A 17,223-nucleotide genomic window follows, 5' to 3' on the forward strand; every position below is an offset into this window, starting at 1 on the left:
CTCATGCATTAAACCAATGTTCGCGCGCCTTCATAATGAGCGTTTTGGCTGCTGTTTCATCCATACCCGTCATCTCAACGAGCTCATCTACAGCCAATCCAGCCAGGTCATCGCGCGTATGCACGTGATTCTCGGCTAAGGTTGCAATGTATTCGGTGGAGAGGCCGTCAAGCGACCGCAAATCTTGAGAAACTTCTTCAAGACGCTCTTCTTTTGCCAGCTCCATGGTCAGCAAGGAGTCACGCGCACGAGTCCGTAACTCATTAACGGTATCTTCATCAAATGCGTCGATCTCTAGCATCTCAGAAAGCGGCACGTAGGCAACTTCCTCAAGCGAATTAAAGCCTTCTTCAATCAAAATATCAGCAACCTCTTGGTCCACATCGAGTTTGTCCATAAAGAGTTGGCGCACAGCCACGGATTCTTTTTCAGACTTCTCGGCAGACTCTTCTGGGGTCATGATATTAATTTGCCAGCCAGTTAACTCACTGGCTAAACGAACGTTCTGACCACTGCGACCAATCGCAATCGCTAAGTTTTCTTCATCCACCACCACATCCATGGCATGGCGCTCTTCATCCACCACGATCGATGACACTTGCGCCGGCGCTAATGCACCAATCACAAATTGGGCTGGATCTTCAGACCATAGAACGATGTCAACAGCCTCACCCGCGACTTCATTACGAACTGCAGTCACACGCGTACCGCGCACGCCAACGCAGGTACCGATTGGATCAATGCGCTTGTCATGGGTCACCACAGCAATCTTGGCTCGGATACCGGGATCACGAGCAGCACCCTTAATTTCTAGCAAACGCTGCTCGATCTCAGGCACTTCGTTCTCAAATAACTTAATCAAGAAATCAGGGCATGTTCTCGAAAGTTCAATTTGGGGGCCACGTGCCTCACGATCCACTTTCAGAATATAGGCGCGCACACGATCGCCAGAGCGTAAGTTCTCCTTGGGGATCATTTGATCCCGACGCAGCAATGCTTCGACTCGACCCGATTCCACGATCAGGCCATTTTTGTCAGCCCGCTTGACCGTGCCGGTCATAATTTTTTCACCGCGCTCCAGATAGTCATTCAAAATCTGCTCACGCTCGGCATCACGAATACGTTGCAAGATCACCTGCTTGGCTGCTTGGGCGCCAATCCGGCCAAAGGCTAAGGATTCGATTTGCTCTTCAATGTAATCACCGGTCTCAATATCGGAGATTTGCTCTTTGGCCTCAAATTGCAAAATTTCCTTATCGGGCTCTTGTAAACCAGCCTCATCAGGGACAACTAACCAACGTCGGAAGGTCTCGTACTCACCGCTGGTGCGATCAATCGAAACCCGAATATCAACATCTTCGGTATACCGTTTCTTCGTTGCCGAGGCAAGCGCCAACTCAAGCGCTTCAAACACGATCTCACGATCAACATTTTTTTCACGGGCCAGGGCTTCTGCCAACATGAGAACTTCACGACTCATGATTTTCTTCCTTTGAAATCAATAACAGGGACCAAACGAGCTTTTTCTACTTCAGACAAACTAAATTCCAGTTCGGCCGGAGATCCATCACTCGCCTCAAATAACAAACTAAACTTTGCATCCGGTGTGTTGATAGCCCCAGATGTTAGGCCTTGCAACACTCCTTTAAAATTCTTTCGATTACCTACTGCAATTCGCAACTTCAGCTCAATCTCTAAACCTGCGAACCGAATAAAATCATCACCGGTCTTAATTGGCCGATCTAACCCGGGTGACGAGATCTCGAGTCGCTCGTACGGCACGTTCTCAACCGCGAAGGTGTAGGTCAACTGATGACTCACCTTCTCGCAATCCTCAACAGTAATCATGCGCTCATAGTCGGGATTCTCAATCGTGACTCGCAATAAACCACGGCCTTCCCGCTCGATATCAACGAGCGAGTAGCCCAAATTGCGCACCTCGGCAGAAATAATCTGCTGTTCCTTCACATCTTCCCCACAAATCAACCGCTGTTATAAAACCGCATTTACAACGCATTTGGCAAAAAAAAATGGGCTTACAAGCCCATATTCCTCATTACCAGAACAGGCCAGCTTACGTTGATGTCAACATCAGCCGGTGTATGTGTGGATTATACCTGATTCAGAAAAATCACTGAGAAATCAGAAACTTTCGCCTGAATTTCGGGGCTTGCGAGGGCCCTTGAACGGCTTACCCTTATTGGGTCGCCGCTGACCCCCCGTGCCATTGCCCGCTGGGGCGCTAAAGCCGCTGGCATGATGAACCTTTTGACCCTTCGAGCGGGGAGAGCCCGGTTTGCCTCCTTTGGAGTGCGAGGGTTTTTGCCCAAAGCCACCACGCCCTCCGCCACCATTTGCGCCTCGACCTTGACCGGGTAAGTGCGATACCCCATGTCCATGGTGAGTGGCTAGCGTGAGCGCCTCCTTGGATCCCCAATACGACACCGAGGTTTGCATTGGATCAGGCTGAAAGTTGGGATCGCTCGCCGGGTCCATTCGCGATGATCGACCCTGAGACTGACCCTTATCTTTTGCCATGTTTTGGGGCAGCTTCAGACCAGCCATACGCATCAGCTGCGCCACGCTCTCCATGGGCACTTCTTCCCACTTCCCGCGACGCAAACGTGGTGGCAACATAAAAATGCCATAACGGGTTCGAATTAGACGTGACACCACATGACCAGTTGCCTCAAACATCCGACGCACTTCGCGATTACGTCCTTCGGTCAATGCAACCGAGTACCAACGATTCGCGCCATCACCACCGCCTTGACTCAAGCGCAAGAAACGCGCTTGTCCATCATCCAGCGTGATACCTGTTTTTAATTGTTCGGCAGACTCAGCCGATAGCTCACCCAAAATACGCACTGCGTATTCACGCTCAACTCCATAGCGTGGGTGCATCAAGCGATTGGCGAGTTCACCCGAGGTCGTGAAGAGTAACAATCCCTCGGTGTTGAAATCCAAACGGCCCACAGCAATCCAGCGACCTTGGCGCGGTTTTGGTAAGCGATCAAACACGCTGGGTCGCCCTTCGGGGTCAGCCTGACTCACAATTTCTCCAGCGGGCTTGTGATACAGAATCACACGAGGTGGTTTTGTTGGGATCTTGCGGTGCACGACCTTACCGTTGATGCGAACAATATCGCTCGGGCCAACACGCTGTCCAATATGGGCCGGCATACTGTTCACTGACACACGACCTTGAATAATCAGGTCTTCCATCTCACGACGTGATCCCATTCCTGCGTCAGCCAAAACCTTGTGAAGCTTAACCGTATCCTCATCATCCGCATCATCATCTAAACCATCGAGATCCGACCAGACTTCGTCGCGCAAACTCAGAGGTAACTCATCGACGCTCGCAAATTGCAAACGCTCAAGATCACTTAAGGACTCGGGCTCCTCGGATTCTTCCTCGCCCGCCTTACCGGCGCGCCGCTCAACACCAGCCTCATGCGATATCTCTGCAGGATCATCACGAACGGCCTCAACAGGTTCAGGAGCCTCTAGAGCAGCATCAAACTCACCGGAGACTACGGCTGCAAACAAAGCTTCGGTCTCGGCGATTAGCTCAGGAGAGACTGATGCAGATGCCCTCGGATTTTCATTTGCGGAACCTCCGGAGTGACGCTTATTTTTATTGAACTTGCCTGGACGGGATTTGTTATTGAATTTATTAAACCGCCGCGGACCTCGATCTTTGCGTTGCTCAGCCCCATCATCTCGTGAGGTGGAACCATCGGCTGTATCTGGACTCGTACCAACTTGGGAAGAATCGTTTTCAGGACTTGTCATTCTCAGAACTCTCAGTGGGCGACTCAAGCGGAATGACGGTCTCCACCGTGGCATCGGCATCAAACTCAATTACAGCTTGTCCTAATGCTTCTGCGGAGATGGAGCCATCCTCGAGCATGGGCAAACTTTGTAAATCTTTTAAACCCAAATCGTCTAGAAATTGTTTGGTGGTGGCGTAGAGACCCGGTCGACCAATTGTTTCCTTGTGGCCGACCACTTCCACCCAGCCACGATCTTCCAACTGACGCATCACATTGCTGCTCACAACCACGCCACGCACTTCCTCAATTTCTCCACGAGTCACAGGCTGGCGATAGGCGATGATCGCCAAGGTCTCAAGCACCGCCCGGGAATACTTAGGCGGCTTTTCTGGGGTGAGACGGTCCAAATACTCGCGCATCTGCAGACGGCTTTGAAAACGCCAGCCGGTTGCAATGCTGACAAGCTCCATCCCTTTTTCTTGCCATTCCCTCTGAATCTCTAACAAGATATTCTGCAGGTCTGCATTAGCCAAAGGTGGATCCACAAAGAGTCGGCTTAGCTCATTTACCGTTAATGGTTCTTGGGCGCAAATTAAGGCGGTCTCGATGACGCGCTTGTAGTGATCGTTATCCATATGTTGTATCAAACAGCCTAGCTATTGAGAGGCTTATTCACAATCGTCAAAAAAGGTTGGGGTGTTTCTGGACTGCGCGGGCATCACTCACAGCAATTCTTATTATGGGAAAAGGCCAGCCATCCAAGGAGGTCAAGTCGCTTGCGAAGCAATTTACACCTGTCCCTCCATTATAGGGTAGGGTCAATACAATAGCCAAATGTCGCTATTTTCTCCAAATCGTCGTGTGTTTTTGCAAGGCCTAGGTCTTGCTGGAATCGCCACCCTGCCCGCCTGCGGCTTGTTTCGTGAGAGTCCCAAACCTCCGGTCATTGCACTGGTTCTTGGCTCTGGCGCTGCCCGGGGCTTTGCCCACATTGGAGTGATCAAGGCCCTTGAGGCCCAGGGGGTTCGTCCAAATCTGGTGGTAGGAGCGAGCGCTGGAAGCGTGATTGCCGCTTTGTACGCCTCTGGTTATAGCGGTCTCGAGCTCAATCGGATTGGGCTCAATTTGGATGAGGCAGCCCTTGCGGACTGGGCCTACCCCTTTGCTGGACGCTTTGGTGGATTAATCAAAGGCGATGCATTGCAAAGCATGGTGAATCGCGAGGTCCAAAATAAAACCATCGAACAAATGACCATGCCCCTCGGAATTGTTGCCACGGAATTACAAACCGGTAACGGTGTTCTGTTTCGTCGAGGCGATACCGGTTTAGCAGTGCGTGCATCCTGCGCTGTGCCCGGGGTCTTTCAGCCTGCACTGATTCAAGGACGTGAATATGTCGACGGCGGATTAGTTGCTCCCGTGCCAGTCCGTTATGCACATGAGATGGGTGCCACTTTTGTGATTGCCGTCAATATCTCTTCCGATGCGAGCGCATTTAATGCCACGGGCACGCTTGGTTTATTACAACAGACCATCAGCATCATGCAGCAGAGCATCAATCAATACGAGTTAGCAAAGGCAGATATTGTGATTACCCCTCAACTCAAGCAGATGGGGAGCGCTGACTTTAGAGCACGGAATGCCGCTATTCTTGCTGGCGAGCTTGCCACCCAAGAAAAAGTGGGTGAGATTAAAGAAAAGCTTCGGGAATTAAAAAGGAATTAAAGCTTACGTGGTTGGGCACGTAACTTTTTTGCTTCCTGAATTAAGGCATTGCGCTCCGCATTGCTTAAATCATCGCTGCCATCTAGACGTCTAGCGCCATCAAAGCGCTTATCCCAATAAGCGCTTGCCAAATCATCAACCCGGACCGCAGAACCCTTGGATGGGGAGTGAATGAATTTGTTATCGCCCACATAAATGCCGACATGGGAGAAAGTTAAGCGCATCGTATTAAAGAACACTAAATCACCGGGCTCCAACTCCTCCCGAGAAATGGGCTTGCCCACTTTACTCATTTGCGATGACTTGGGTGGAAGTAAAAAACCTAATTTATCCCTAAACACAAATCGCACGAAACCACTTGCATCTAAACCGGATTGCGGCAGATCGCCATTCCAGCGATATCGTACCCCAATTAATTGCATCGCTTCATTAATGAGGACTTCAGTTTTGGTGGATACTGAATCAACCACTTGATGGGTAAACCGAGCAAAGTAGGAAGAGGCACCCTCAACCTGAACCTCTGGTTTTGAGGCCTCTTTGGCTGCTGCTTCAGCACCTGTATTGGCACCAGCAATCAATGTAAACCCGCCTAAAACCATGGCAGTCAGGAATTGAAAAGGTAAACGGATCATGTGCTTACGAATAGGCATGCAGGTATTCTAGCAAAACTAGGGCAAAAGGGAAAGCAAGTCAATCCCGAATATTGATGCTTAAGTATCTGTTTTATATGATTATTTGTTTCTAAGTCAGTTCAGCGGCCTTAAACAATCCTTTGGTGTAAGGCTCTTTGGGGTCACGAACCATGGCTTCGGTCTCGCCATACTCAACCACCTCACCGGCTCGCAAAACCATGAGCTCATGCGACATCGCCCGAATCACCGCGAGATCATGACTAATGATGAGATAGGCTAGGTTGTACTTCTTTTGAAGTTCACTGAGCAACTTTAAGACCTGTTTCTGGATCGAAACGTCCAGGGCCGAAGTGGGTTCATCGAGAACCAAAATTTGTGGCTTCAGAATCAGTGCGCGCGCAATCGCAATCCGTTGGCGCTGCCCACCTGAAAACTCGTGGGGGTAACGCTGCATGGCAGAGCGATCCAAACCAACCTCCCGCAAGATCTCAACCACTTTAGTCTCGCGTTCGCCGTGCGACAAATGTGGTTGATGGACATCCAAACCCTCCGACACAATCTGAAAAATGGTCATGCGTGGGGATAAAGAACCAAAGGGATCCTGAAAGATGACCTGCAAATGAGCGCGCATCGCACGACGCTCGATCGGAGTCAAGGATGACCACGATTGATCCAAGACGCAGACATCACCCTCCACCTTAGCAGTTGTCTCACCGAGCAATCCCAAAATAGCCATCGCTAAGGTTGTTTTCCCGGAACCAGACTCCCCAATCACGCCGATCGTTTGGCCTTGTTTGAGTTTAAGACTTAAGGGCTTGAGTACCCGTTGGCGCTTAGTCTTGGTGAACCAATCTCGCCAGCGCATGCCGCCATTGGCAAAATTGGATTGCGGGTACGAGACACTCAATTCATTAGCAGTTAATAGGACGGGAGCCAACGGTACAACTGGGAGTAGCTCGCGCTCAGGCTGACTGTTCACCAATTGTTCGGTATACGGATTGGTGGGGTTTGAGAAAACCTCATGGGTTGCCCCAGTCTCCACTAAGCACCCCTGATTTAAAACCCCTACCCTATTTGCAAAATGCCTCACTAAGTTAAGGTCATGGGTAATTAATAGAATCGCCATGCCGCCTCGCTCTTTCGCTTCCTCTTGCAGATCGCGCAGCAAATCCAAAATCTGGAGACGTAAACTCACATCCAAGGCGGTAGTTGGCTCATCGGCAATCAGCAAACGAGGTTTACATGCCAACGCCATCGCAATCATGGCGCGTTGACGTTGACCACCCGACAACTGATGGGGATAGGCATAAAAACGTTCTTCGGGTTGCGGAATCCCAGTTTTCTTGAGGAGTGCGATGGCAGTATGGCGGCATTCCTCCATCGGCATCAAAGGTTCATGCACTTGTACCGCTTCAACAATTTGATTGCCAATCGTAAATAGGGGATTGAGCGCAGTCATCGGCTCTTGAAAGATCATCGCAATCTCACGCCCACGAATCTCCCGAATCCGTTCAATCGATAAGTCCAAGAGATTCTCTTCTTTGCCGTCCTCGCGTTGCCAGAGAATACGGCCCTGCAAATGAGCCCCTTCTGGGGTGAGGCGCAAAGGTGCCAATGCAGAGAGTGTTTTTCCGGAGCCGGATTCACCAACTAAGGCAATCCGCTCACCCGGCGCAATGCTCAGATCGAGTTCACGAACGGCATACTTCTCTCGCCGCCCAGCACCGAATGAAATCGAGAGTTGCTCGTAGCGCAATAAGCTCATACGCGCGCGCCCGTTAATGGATTGCTCTTGCGAGAATCAAATGCATCTCGCAATGCCTCGCCCATAAATGTCAATAAGAGCAAGGTGCCCCCGAGCATAACAAAGGTCGATACGGAAATCCACCAGGCATCTAGATTTGCCTTGCCTTGCGATAGCAACTCTCCTAAGCTAGGGGTTCCGGGTGGTACTCCTAAACCCAAGAAATCCAAACTGGTAAGCGACAAAATTGCTGCACTCATCCGAAATGGCAAAAAGGTAATAACGGGGGTTAAGCTGTTTGGCAAGATATGACGCCGCATAATCTGAGCATTCGTTAGCCCCAAGGCTTTGGCCGCGCGTACATACTCAAGAGCACGATTACGAAAGAACTCGGCGCGCACATAGTCGGATAAACCCATCCACCCAAATGCCGCTAACAAAATAATCAAAAGGAGAACGCTAGGGTTAAAGATCGAAGCAAAAATAATCAGTAGATACAACTCGGGCATCGCCGACCAAATCTCAATGATGCGTTGGGTAATGAGATCAAAGCGTCCACCAAAAAATCCCATCAGCGCGCCGGTGAGCACTCCAACCACCACACCCACTGCAGTCAACGCGATGCCAAACAGAATGGATAAACGAAATCCATAGATGAGGCGTGCCAATACATCACGCCCCCGATCATCGGTACCCAACCAGTTCTCCGCCGAGGGTGCTGCTGGATTAGGCTCTTTGGCAAAGTAATTGAGGGTCTCAAAACTATAGGGAATGAGGGGGTAAATGGCCCAGTTCGATCCATCGGTAATATTCTTTTTAATATCCGGATCGAGATAATCGGTGCGCGTCGCAAAGTCGCCACCAAAGACGGTCTCTGGATAATTTTTTACCAATGGGAAATAAAACTTACCCTCGTAGCGCACCACCAGAGGTTTGTCATTCGCGATCAACTCTGCGCATAAACTCAAACCAAACAGGATCGAGAATATCCATAAGCTGACATAGCCCAAGCGATTCGCTTTAAAGCGCAGCCATTTGCTCACGATCCACCCCCAGAGCCAAATTGGATACGGGGATCGACCAGCACATAGCAAAGATCAGAAATTAACTTTGTAATTAGGCCTATTAAGGTAAACAGATACAGTGTGCCAAACACTACGGGGTAGTCTCTGCGCATCACTGCTTCATAGGAAAGTAAACCTAGGCCATCTAAAGAAAATAAGGTCTCAATTAAGAGTGAGCCAGCAAAGAAGGCGCCAATAAATGCCGCAGGAAATCCAGTGATCAGCGGAATTAAGGCGTTCCGAAAGACATGCTTCCACAGCACCTTGTTCTCACTCACCCCTTTTGCTCGGGCGGTCAATACATACTGCTTACGAATCTCTTCTAAAAAAGAATTTTTGGTAAGCATCGTAATCACCGCAAAGCTTCCTAGCACGGATGCGGTGATGGGCAAGACCAAATGCCACAGATAATCCAATACTTTGCCAATCAGACTCAGCTCACTCCAGTTATCGGATGTCAAACCACGCAGAGGAAAGATTTGCAGAAAGCTTCCTCCGCCAAAGAGCACCAAGAGCAATACCCCCAGGACAAAGCCCGGAATCGCATAGCCCACCAAAATCATCGTGCTGGTGACGCGATCAAAACGCGTGCCGTCTCGCACTGCTTTGGCAATCCCCAGGGGGATCGATACTAAATAACTGATAAAGAAAGTCCAAAGGCCAATGCTAATCGAGACAGGTAGCTTTGAGATCACCAAATCCCAAACGCTTTTGTGTTGGTAATAGCTTTGCCCCAAATCAAACTGGGCAAAGCGTTTGAGCATCATGAAGTAGCGCTCAAGCGGTGGTTTATCAAACCCGTACAAGGCCTTTACTTGCTCAAGCCGCTCCGCATCCACTCCCTGACGCCCGCGATACGTCACGCCACCTCCCGAGGACTCACCACCGACAGCTGCATCACCCTTGCCTTTGAGCTCAAGCATCAGTTGCTCCACAGGTCCGCCAGGAACAAATTGCACCACCACGAAGGTCAGGGTTAGAACCCCAAGCAAGGTGGGGATCATGAGCAAGATCCGCTTGATGATGTAGATCAGAATCTCGGAGTTCATTTGCGTACCTCCTGTAACCACCAGGTTGACAAAATCCATGATTCGGCGGAGTAATACAAAGGCGGATTGGGGTAGCCCATTTCTTTGCGGTATGCGATTCGATGGGTTGGGCTATACCAGTGCGGCACAACATAGTAGCTGTTCCACAGCACGCGATCGAGTGAGCGCGTTGCGGCTTGCAACTGCTCCCTGGTTTCAGAGCGCACAATTGCATCAATCAGCGCATCCACGACCGGTGATTGCACACCGATGACATTATCGGAACCTTTCTCTTTGGCTGCCGCACTTCCATAGCGATCGTAGAGCTCGTTCCCTGGGCTTTGGGTGTCCGGAAAGCGAATGGTGGTCATATCAAAATCATAGTCATCCATGCGTTTTTGATGAAGCGCAAAATCGCTGGTGCGGATATCCACCTTGATCCCTAACTTCTCAAGATTGCGCACATACGCGGTCAGAATCCGCAAAAAGAACGGCCCATCTTCGACGATTTCAAAACGAAATACCTCCCCTTTTGCATTACGGAGCGCGCCATCGCGATAGGTCCACCCGGCTTCTGCCAATAACTCTTTGGCCTTGCGAAGATTGCTACGCAAACTACTGGGCGGCGCAGTGCTGGGCGCTGGCGGCATTGCCCCAAACACCGCCTCGGGTACCAATTGGGGATACTTCGCCTGCAAGGGCTTTAGGAGTTTGAGTTCGGCAGCAGTGGGCACGGTCTCACCCTCGTAGTTAGCACTCAAATCACTGTTCTGAAAATAACTTTCAATCCGACTGTATTGATCGTAGAAGAGTTGGCGATTGAGCCATTCAAAATCCAATGCATATCCAAGGGCTTTTCGAACTCGCACATCTTGAAAGATAGGACGACGCAAGTTCATCGCAAAACCCTGCATCCCAGCACCGTTGTGATTCGGAAACGCTTTTTTAATCAGAGTGCCATTGTTAAATTTAGGGCCCACATAACTCTTCGCCCAATTTTTAGCGCGGTACTCCACGAGCGCATCAAACTCGCCTGCTTTAAATGCTTCTAAGCGCACTGCATCATCGCTGTAGAGTTTGTAGACAATCCGATCAAAGTTAAAGAATCCCACCCGCACATTGACCTTATTGCCCCAGTAGTTCGGATTACGCTTATAGATCATGGATTTGCCTGCACGATACGATTCAATCACGTATGGGCCGCTACCGATTGGATGCTCAAAGGTAATCTTGTCAAAGGGAGTGTGACTGCCATCAGCTTTCTTGCCCCAGTTCTTGGAGAAAACGGGTATGCCGCCGACCATCAGAGGCAACTCGCTGTTGCGGGTCTTAAAGTCAAACCGAATTACACGCTCCGATACCACCACCGCCTGCTTCACATCGGCATAAATGGTGCGGTATTGCGGATTGGCAAGCTTGCTCATGAGCGTATCAAAACTGTGTTTGACATCATCCGCCAAAATTGGGCTGCCATCGGAGAACTGCGCCTCAGGTCTTAAACGAAAGGTCACCGACATCTGATCTGGCGCTACTTTTATATCTTCGGCGATTAAGCCGTAGACACTCGAGACCTCATCTGCACTGCTCACCGCCAATGACTCAAACATCAAAGCACCGATGCCAGGGGCAGTCACACCCCGCAAGGTGAAGGGGTTGAACTTATCAAAACTGGTGCGGCGGTCTGGATTGGGTAGCGTGAGTGTTCCACCGCGTGGCGCATTCGGATTGACATAGTCAAAATGGGCAAAACCATCGGCATATTTGGGTTTGCCATATTGCGCGATGCCCTGAGCGGCCTCGACTCCCAGAGGGAAAATGAGCAGCCAGGAGAGTAGCGTAATCGCTATGAACCGCCAATACGCCCCAAACTGGCTTGGCAATGATCGCAGGGGTAATTGGCTTAGCATATGCAACAATTGTAGATAGCAAATCAATTTTGAAGTAAAGGACTCATCATGGCTTATTTAAGCGGTAAACGCATCCTCATTACCGGACTCCTCTCCAACCGCTCAATCGCCTATGGCATTGCTAAGGCCTGCCACCGCGAGGGTGCAGAACTGGCATTTACTTATGTGGGTGAGCGCTTTAAAGACCGCATCACAGAATTTGCTAAAGAATTCAATAGCTCACTCATTTTTGATTGCGATGTGGGTAGCGACGAGCAGATCCATGCTCTGTTTGAGGATCTTGGAAAATCCTGGCCCCAATTTGACGGCTTTGTGCACTCAATTGGATTTGCGCCTCGCGAGGCAATTGCTGGCGATTTTCTGGAGGGTTTGAGTCGGGAAGCATTCAAGATTGCTCACGATATCTCAGCGTATAGCTTTCCAGCAATGGCAAAAGAAGCGCTCCCCATGTTAAGCCCGAATGCCGCCCTTCTGACCCTAACTTATTTAGGTTCAATGCGTAACGTTCCCAACTACAACACCATGGGGCTAGCCAAAGCATCCCTCGAGGCATCGGTTCGATATTTAGCAGGCTCACTGGGACCCAAAGGCATTCGGGTCAATGGTATTTCAGCTGGTCCGATTAAAACTCTGGCCGCCTCCGGAATTAAAGGGTTTGGAAAAATTCTGGATGCGGTTGAAAAAACGGCTCCTCTACGACGCAATGTCACGGTGGATGATGTCGGCAATGCCGCCTCATTCTTGCTATCCGACTTAGCCAGCGGTATCACCGCTGAGATTATTTATGTCGACAACGGCTTTAGCCAAGTCGTTGGTGGCATGGACGAGGTTTAGAAATCGATTCTTCGAATCAAACCCAACCACAAATACCGCTGCGAGAGGCGCTAGCGTACTGGCTCAAACTCGGGTTTATTAGTTTTGGCGGACCAACCGCTCAGATTGCCATGATGCATGATGAGCTGGTCGAGAAAAAACGTTGGATCTCCGAGCGTCGCTTTTTACATGCCCTTAATTACTGCATGCTGCTTCCTGGCCCTGAGGCTCAGCAACTAGCTACCTACTTGGGTTGGCTGATGCATCGAACCTGGGGCGGCATCCTGGCGGGCACCTTATTTATTTTGCCTTCGCTCTTAATTCTGATTGCACTCTCATGGATTTATCTCGAGTTTGGTCAAACCCCTTTGATTGCTGCACTGTTTGAGGGAATCAAACCGGCGGTGACCGCGATTGTGATCGTGGCGGTCATCCGCATTGCAAAACGCAGTATTCGTCACGCCATACTGGCTTGGCTTGCGTTTCTATCCTTTATCGCCATTTTTGTTTTTAATGTTCCGTTCCCACTCATTATTGTGAGTGCTGGATTGATTGGATTTTGGTTGGGTCAGCGCCATCCAACCCTGTTTGTGCAACCGGCCCATATGCCATCGCATCACGGTGACTCCTCGATCAAAGCGCTCATCGATGATCACACTCCGACACCAGAGCATGCTCGTCATGACGCGACACGCCTTTATCGACACCTGAGTATTGGCGCTCTGTCATGGCTAATCCCAATCGTGGTCTTGATTCTGATTGAGGGTTGGAAGTCCCTCTATCCACAGATAGCGTGGTTTTTTACTAAAGCAGCATTCCTGACCTTTGGGGGTGCGTATGCAGTTTTACCTTACGTCTTTCAGGGCGCTGTCGAACATTACCAATGGTTAACTGCCCCACAAATGATGGACGGCTTGGCCTTGGGCGAGACCAAACCAGGACCCCTCATCATGGTGGTCGCCTTTGTGGGCTTTCTAGCAGGATTTGCCAATGACACGGTTCTCGGTGGTTTGGGATTTTGGGGTGGCGCACTCGGTGCCTTGGTGGCAACGTGGTTTACTTTTTTGCCATCCTTCCTATTTATTTTTCTGGGTGCCCCTTTGATTGAATCAACCCACGGTAATTTACGGTTTACCGCACCACTGACCGCAATCAGCGCAGCAGTGGTTGGTGTGATTGCCAACCTGGGTGTGTTCTTTGCATATCAGGTATTTTTTCCCAAGGGTTTCTCAGGCGGCTTATCGGTATTTGCACTTCTCATCTGTTTGGGGTCCTTAGTTCTCATGCTTCGATTCCAGTGGGGTGTGATTCGTATCTTAGGTCTAGCAGGACTTTTGGGCATTCTTTTTGCAACTAATGGTGTGTTGTTTTCCTAAGGTTTGATCGATAAGCCTTGTGCCAAACTTGGCATAATGACGTCATGAGAATTGACGAAGCCACACTATCCCACCTTCAAGAGTGGATTGGTAAATCCGAGCGTTATCCAGATCAAGTGACCGCTGCACCTTACCGTGCTCTTTCCGCAACCCTTGACCGTAATGGTCCCGAGCCCAAACCGGGGGTCTTTCTGCCAGAGTTATGGCACTGGTTGTATTTCTTGCCGCATCCCCAGCAATCCGAAATCGGTTCGGATGGTCATGCAAAACGAGGTGGCTTCTTGCCGCCTGTTCCACTTCCACGTCGCATGTGGGCCGGTGGTCGACTGCGTTGGGTGGGTGAACTGCAAATTGGTGATGCGATCGAACGCGTATCCACGATCAAGTCGGTCACTCACAAATCAGGGCGCACCGGTGATTTACTGTTTGTCTTGGTTGAGCATCAAATCTCCAATCAAAAGGGGCTTGCTTTAACCGAAGAGCATGACATTGTGTACCGCGCAGCCCCAAGTCCTGATGAGAAACCGCCGGCTCCAACACCCGCTCCTCGCGATGCGCAGTGGACTAAAGTGATTAACCCTGGTCCGGTTCTTTTATTTCGCTACTCAGCACTCACCTTTAATGGGCACCGCATTCATTACGACCGCAGTTACGTCACGCAAGAGGAAGGTTACCCAGGCTTGATCGTGCACGGTCCCCTGATCGCCACACTCTTAGTGGATCTGGTTAGAGAACATCATCCCGGCAGAAAACTGCAATCCTTTGAGTTCAGAGCAATTCGTCCGACCTTTGATATCCATCGCATGAAAGTCAACGCCGCGTTAGATGGTAATGATCCTAGCGGCCAAACCTTGCGGGTCTGGGCAGAAGATCATGAAGGCTGGCTAACCATGCAAGCCAAAGCAATATTGAGTCCATGACGATGGGCATTCATTACTCTGCTGAGCTAGCGCGCTTCGCAAGCCAATTGCAATTTGAGGATATTCCGGAAGATGTCATTGCACGGGCAGAAGATTTATTGGTTGATTGGTTTGCCTCTGCCATTGGTGGCAAAGGTGCAAAACCGGTTGAAATCATCACGCAATTTGCGCAATCGATGGGACCGGTATCGCAACCTGCAATTGCCGGGTCTGCTGAAATCATTGTGTCGCGCTCCATGTCAAGTCCATTTCTGGCGTGCTTAGCCAATGCTGCGGCATCGCACGTGGTTGAACAAGATGATGTTCATAATGGTTCGGTATTTCATCCAGGAACCATCGTCTTTCCAGCAGCATTGGCACTTGCCCAAGCCAAGCAACTCAGTGGTCGCGAGTTCTTAACTGCTGCAGTGGTTGGCTATGAGGTCGGCATTCGTGTTGGTGAGTTCTTGGGCCGCTCCCACTACAAGATTTTTCACACCACGGGGACCGCTGGCACCCTATCGGCTGCAGCAACCGTTGGTCGTTTACTCAAATTGAGTCCGGAGCAAATGCTGCATGCCTTTGGTTCGGCTGGTACACAATCAGCTGGCCTTTGGGAGTTCTTGCGTGATGCAGCGGATTCCAAGCAACTGCATACTGCACACGCCAGCGCCACTGGCCTGATGTCTGCCTACTTGGCACAAGCCGGATTTACTGGTGCCCAGAAAATACTCGAGGGCGCACAAGGCCTCGCGGCAGGAACATCGACCGATGCCAACCCAGAAAAATTAATTGATCGCTTGGGTTCACGTTGGTGTTTGGCGGAGACCTCCTTTAAGTATCACGCCTCGTGTCGTCATACTCATCCTGCAGCCGATGCCTTATTGCAGGTGATTCAGAAACACGCTGTGAAGATGGATGAGATTGACCGCATTGAGACCCTAGTGCATCAAGGCGCCATCGATGTTCTTGGGCCCGCTAGTGATGCGACGACCTTGCACCAATCCAAATTTTCAATGGGCACGGTTCTTGCATTGATCTGCAAATTTGAATTTGCTGGTCTCGATGAGTTCGCCAAACACTTTAATGATCCCGAGATTTGCGCGCTGCGCAATCGGGTGAGCATGGTTTTGGATCCCGAGGTTGATCAGGCTTACCCGCAGCGCTGGATTGGCAAGGTCAAGGTGTACCTTAAAAATGGTCGCGTTTATGAAGGCCGCGTCGATGAGCCCAAAGGTGATCCAGGCAATACGCTATCGCGCGCTGAAATCGAAGAGAAAGCCCTGCGATTAGCTGCGTTTAGTGGTGGCGCTACCGAACCTGAAATGCGCAAAGCCATTGCATTGCTATTTGATATTCGTCGGGCAAGTGCTGTCCCGTTTATCTTTTCTAAATAAGGATTGCTGCCATGAACCTTCCCCACTTACCACTAAGTGATGCATGTTGCTTTTTGTTTGTTCCAGCAAATCAACCCGAGCGTTACAGCAAAGCATTCGCAAGTGGAACACAGGGCGTGATTATTGATTTAGAGGATGCCGTTGGTCTAGATGACAAACCGAAGGCACGTGATTTACTCAAACAGCATTGGTCATCAATTTCAGACTCTGATAAACAACGGCTTGTAGTTCGCTGCAATGCGCCAGGCTCACCATTGTATGCGGCGGATTTGATATTAATTAAAGAGCTGCAAGTGCCCTGTCTCATGATTCCCAAAACGGAGACGCGCGATCATATCAATGGCGCTGCTGAAGAGCTAGCTAATACTGCATTCATTCCCATGATCGAGACCCCGCTTGGACTGCATCATCTAAATGAAATCGCGAGTTCGCAACAGGTCTTACGACTTGCGCTGGGTAACTTTGACATGCAAGTTGAGCTTGGAATTAGCTGCGATGAGCATGAAACTGAATTGGATACCGCCCGATTCATGATGACTTTGGCCTCCAAATTAGCGCAAATAGCCCCGCCCATCGATGGGGTTACCCCCGCAATGGACGATGGAGTGAAAATTTTTGCACATGCACAAAAAGCCAAGCGCTTTGGCTTTGGCGCTAAGTTATGCATTCATCCAAAGCAAATACCCGTTGTAAAACAAGCGTTTACTCCCACTCCCCAAGAGATTGACTGGGCCCAGCGGGTGATTGCTGCAGATAGGGCCTCTGGAGGGCAAGCCGCCAAAGTGGATGGGAAAATGATCGATCGGCCGGTTGTCATGCTGGCGCGCCGTATCCAAAGTTTGGCTGGTAATCCCTAAGT

The 17,223-nt window shown here is 50.2% G+C and carries 15 protein-coding genes; 6 read left to right on the forward strand and 9 right to left on the reverse strand.

All coding sequences use genetic code 11. The annotated features are described in order from the left end of the window. Position 1: 1 nt before the first annotated feature. The 4 genes from nusA to scpB form a co-directional block, all read right to left on the reverse strand. Positions 2-1,480, reverse strand: coding sequence for a transcription termination factor NusA (gene nusA, locus QUE61_RS06845; RefSeq protein ID WP_286306502.1), 1,479 nt, complete (start codon positions 1,478-1,480; stop codon positions 2-4). Continuing rightward, positions 1,477-1,968 carry a ribosome maturation factor RimP gene (gene rimP / locus QUE61_RS06850; RefSeq protein ID WP_286306503.1) on the reverse strand — a complete coding sequence of 164 codons (492 nt, stop codon included), beginning with the start codon at positions 1,966-1,968 and terminating at the stop codon, positions 1,477-1,479. Before rimP ends, nusA begins: the two co-directional genes overlap by 4 nt. Positions 1,969-2,142: 174 nt before the next feature. After that, positions 2,143-3,798, reverse strand: a complete 1,656-nt coding sequence (locus tag QUE61_RS06855; protein ID WP_286306504.1) for a pseudouridine synthase — start codon at positions 3,796-3,798, stop codon at positions 2,143-2,145. Beyond that, entirely contained in the window at positions 3,785-4,414 is a 630-nt protein-coding gene (gene scpB / locus QUE61_RS06860; protein WP_458574709.1) for an SMC-Scp complex subunit ScpB, read from the reverse strand. Before scpB ends, QUE61_RS06855 begins: the two co-directional genes overlap by 14 nt. A gap of 199 nt (positions 4,415-4,613) precedes the next feature. Here scpB and QUE61_RS06865 point away from each other — a divergent pair, with 199 nt between their 5' ends. After that, positions 4,614-5,504 (forward strand): patatin-like phospholipase family protein, encoded by an 891-nt coding sequence (locus tag QUE61_RS06865; protein ID WP_286306505.1) that lies wholly within the window; start codon positions 4,614-4,616, stop codon positions 5,502-5,504. On the opposite strand, the gene QUE61_RS06870 is transcribed toward QUE61_RS06865, so the two are convergent. The 5 genes from QUE61_RS06870 to QUE61_RS06890 all read right to left on the reverse strand — a co-directional run bounded on the left by QUE61_RS06870 (position 5,501) and on the right by QUE61_RS06890 (position 11,879). Further along, positions 5,501-6,154: a C40 family peptidase gene (locus QUE61_RS06870; protein WP_286306506.1), complete on the reverse strand. Its 654-nt coding sequence runs from the start codon at positions 6,152-6,154 to the stop codon at positions 5,501-5,503. The two genes, QUE61_RS06865 and QUE61_RS06870, sit on opposite strands and share 4 nt — an antisense overlap. A 91-nt stretch (positions 6,155-6,245) precedes the next feature. Beyond that, positions 6,246-7,901, reverse strand: coding sequence for an ABC transporter ATP-binding protein (locus tag QUE61_RS06875; RefSeq protein ID WP_286306507.1), 1,656 nt, complete (start codon positions 7,899-7,901; stop codon positions 6,246-6,248). Further along, a complete protein-coding gene (locus QUE61_RS06880) occupies positions 7,898-8,923 on the reverse strand; it encodes an ABC transporter permease (protein WP_286306508.1) in 1,026 nt (341 codons plus the stop codon). Before QUE61_RS06880 ends, QUE61_RS06875 begins: the two co-directional genes overlap by 4 nt. After that, positions 8,920-9,981 carry a microcin C ABC transporter permease YejB gene (locus QUE61_RS06885; protein WP_286308324.1) on the reverse strand — a complete coding sequence of 354 codons (1,062 nt, stop codon included), beginning with the start codon at positions 9,979-9,981 and terminating at the stop codon, positions 8,920-8,922. Before QUE61_RS06885 ends, QUE61_RS06880 begins: the two co-directional genes overlap by 4 nt. Positions 9,982-9,989: 8 nt before the next feature. Beyond that, entirely contained in the window at positions 9,990-11,879 is a 1,890-nt protein-coding gene (locus QUE61_RS06890; protein WP_286306509.1) for an extracellular solute-binding protein, read from the reverse strand. Positions 11,880-11,927: 48 nt separating this feature from the next. On the opposite strand from QUE61_RS06890, the gene fabI reads away from it, so the two are divergent. Genes fabI through QUE61_RS06915 form a run of 5 tightly spaced genes read left to right on the forward strand, consistent with a single transcriptional unit; the run spans position 11,928 to position 17,221 of the window. Continuing rightward, a complete protein-coding gene (fabI, locus tag QUE61_RS06895; protein WP_286225033.1) occupies positions 11,928-12,713 on the forward strand; it encodes an enoyl-ACP reductase FabI in 786 nt (261 codons plus the stop codon). Between the two features lie 38 nt (positions 12,714-12,751). Further along, a complete protein-coding gene (gene chrA, locus QUE61_RS06900) occupies positions 12,752-14,068 on the forward strand; it encodes a chromate efflux transporter (RefSeq protein ID WP_353506509.1) in 1,317 nt (438 codons plus the stop codon). Between the two features lie 44 nt (positions 14,069-14,112). Next, entirely contained in the window at positions 14,113-14,988 is an 876-nt protein-coding gene (locus QUE61_RS06905) for an HTD2 family dehydratase (RefSeq protein ID WP_286306510.1), read from the forward strand. Next, a complete protein-coding gene (locus tag QUE61_RS06910) occupies positions 14,985-16,364 on the forward strand; it encodes an MmgE/PrpD family protein (protein WP_286306511.1) in 1,380 nt (459 codons plus the stop codon). The genes QUE61_RS06905 and QUE61_RS06910 overlap by 4 nt, the downstream gene beginning before the upstream one ends. A gap of 11 nt (positions 16,365-16,375) precedes the next feature. Further along, positions 16,376-17,221, forward strand: a complete 846-nt coding sequence (locus QUE61_RS06915; RefSeq protein WP_286306512.1) for an HpcH/HpaI aldolase/citrate lyase family protein — start codon at positions 16,376-16,378, stop codon at positions 17,219-17,221. Positions 17,222-17,223 lie beyond the last annotated feature (2 nt).

The sequence above is a fragment of the Polynucleobacter sp. HIN5 genome, assembly GCF_030297555.1.
Classification (GTDB): Bacteria; Pseudomonadota; Gammaproteobacteria; order Burkholderiales; family Burkholderiaceae; genus Polynucleobacter.

Coding starts and splice junctions, on each gene's coding strand:
- nusA (WP_286306502.1), bottom strand. CDS start 1,480: ATGAGTCGTGAAGTTCTCATGTTGGCAGAAGCCCTGGCCCGTGAAAAA.
- QUE61_RS06855 (WP_286306504.1), bottom strand. CDS start 3,798: ATGACAAGTCCTGAAAACGATTCTTCCCAAGTTGGTACGAGTCCAGAT.
- scpB (WP_458574709.1), bottom strand. CDS start 4,414: ATGGATAACGATCACTACAAGCGCGTCATCGAGACCGCCTTAATTTGC.
- QUE61_RS06865 (WP_286306505.1), top strand. CDS start 4,614: ATGTCGCTATTTTCTCCAAATCGTCGTGTGTTTTTGCAAGGCCTAGGT.
- QUE61_RS06870 (WP_286306506.1), bottom strand. CDS start 6,154: ATGCCTATTCGTAAGCACATGATCCGTTTACCTTTTCAATTCCTGACT.
- QUE61_RS06875 (WP_286306507.1), bottom strand. CDS start 7,901: ATGAGCTTATTGCGCTACGAGCAACTCTCGATTTCATTCGGTGCTGGG.
- QUE61_RS06890 (WP_286306509.1), bottom strand. CDS start 11,879: ATGCTAAGCCAATTACCCCTGCGATCATTGCCAAGCCAGTTTGGGGCG.
- fabI (WP_286225033.1), top strand. CDS start 11,928: ATGGCTTATTTAAGCGGTAAACGCATCCTCATTACCGGACTCCTCTCC.
- QUE61_RS06905 (WP_286306510.1), top strand. CDS start 14,113: ATGAGAATTGACGAAGCCACACTATCCCACCTTCAAGAGTGGATTGGT.
- QUE61_RS06910 (WP_286306511.1), top strand. CDS start 14,985: ATGACGATGGGCATTCATTACTCTGCTGAGCTAGCGCGCTTCGCAAGC.
- QUE61_RS06915 (WP_286306512.1), top strand. CDS start 16,376: ATGAACCTTCCCCACTTACCACTAAGTGATGCATGTTGCTTTTTGTTT.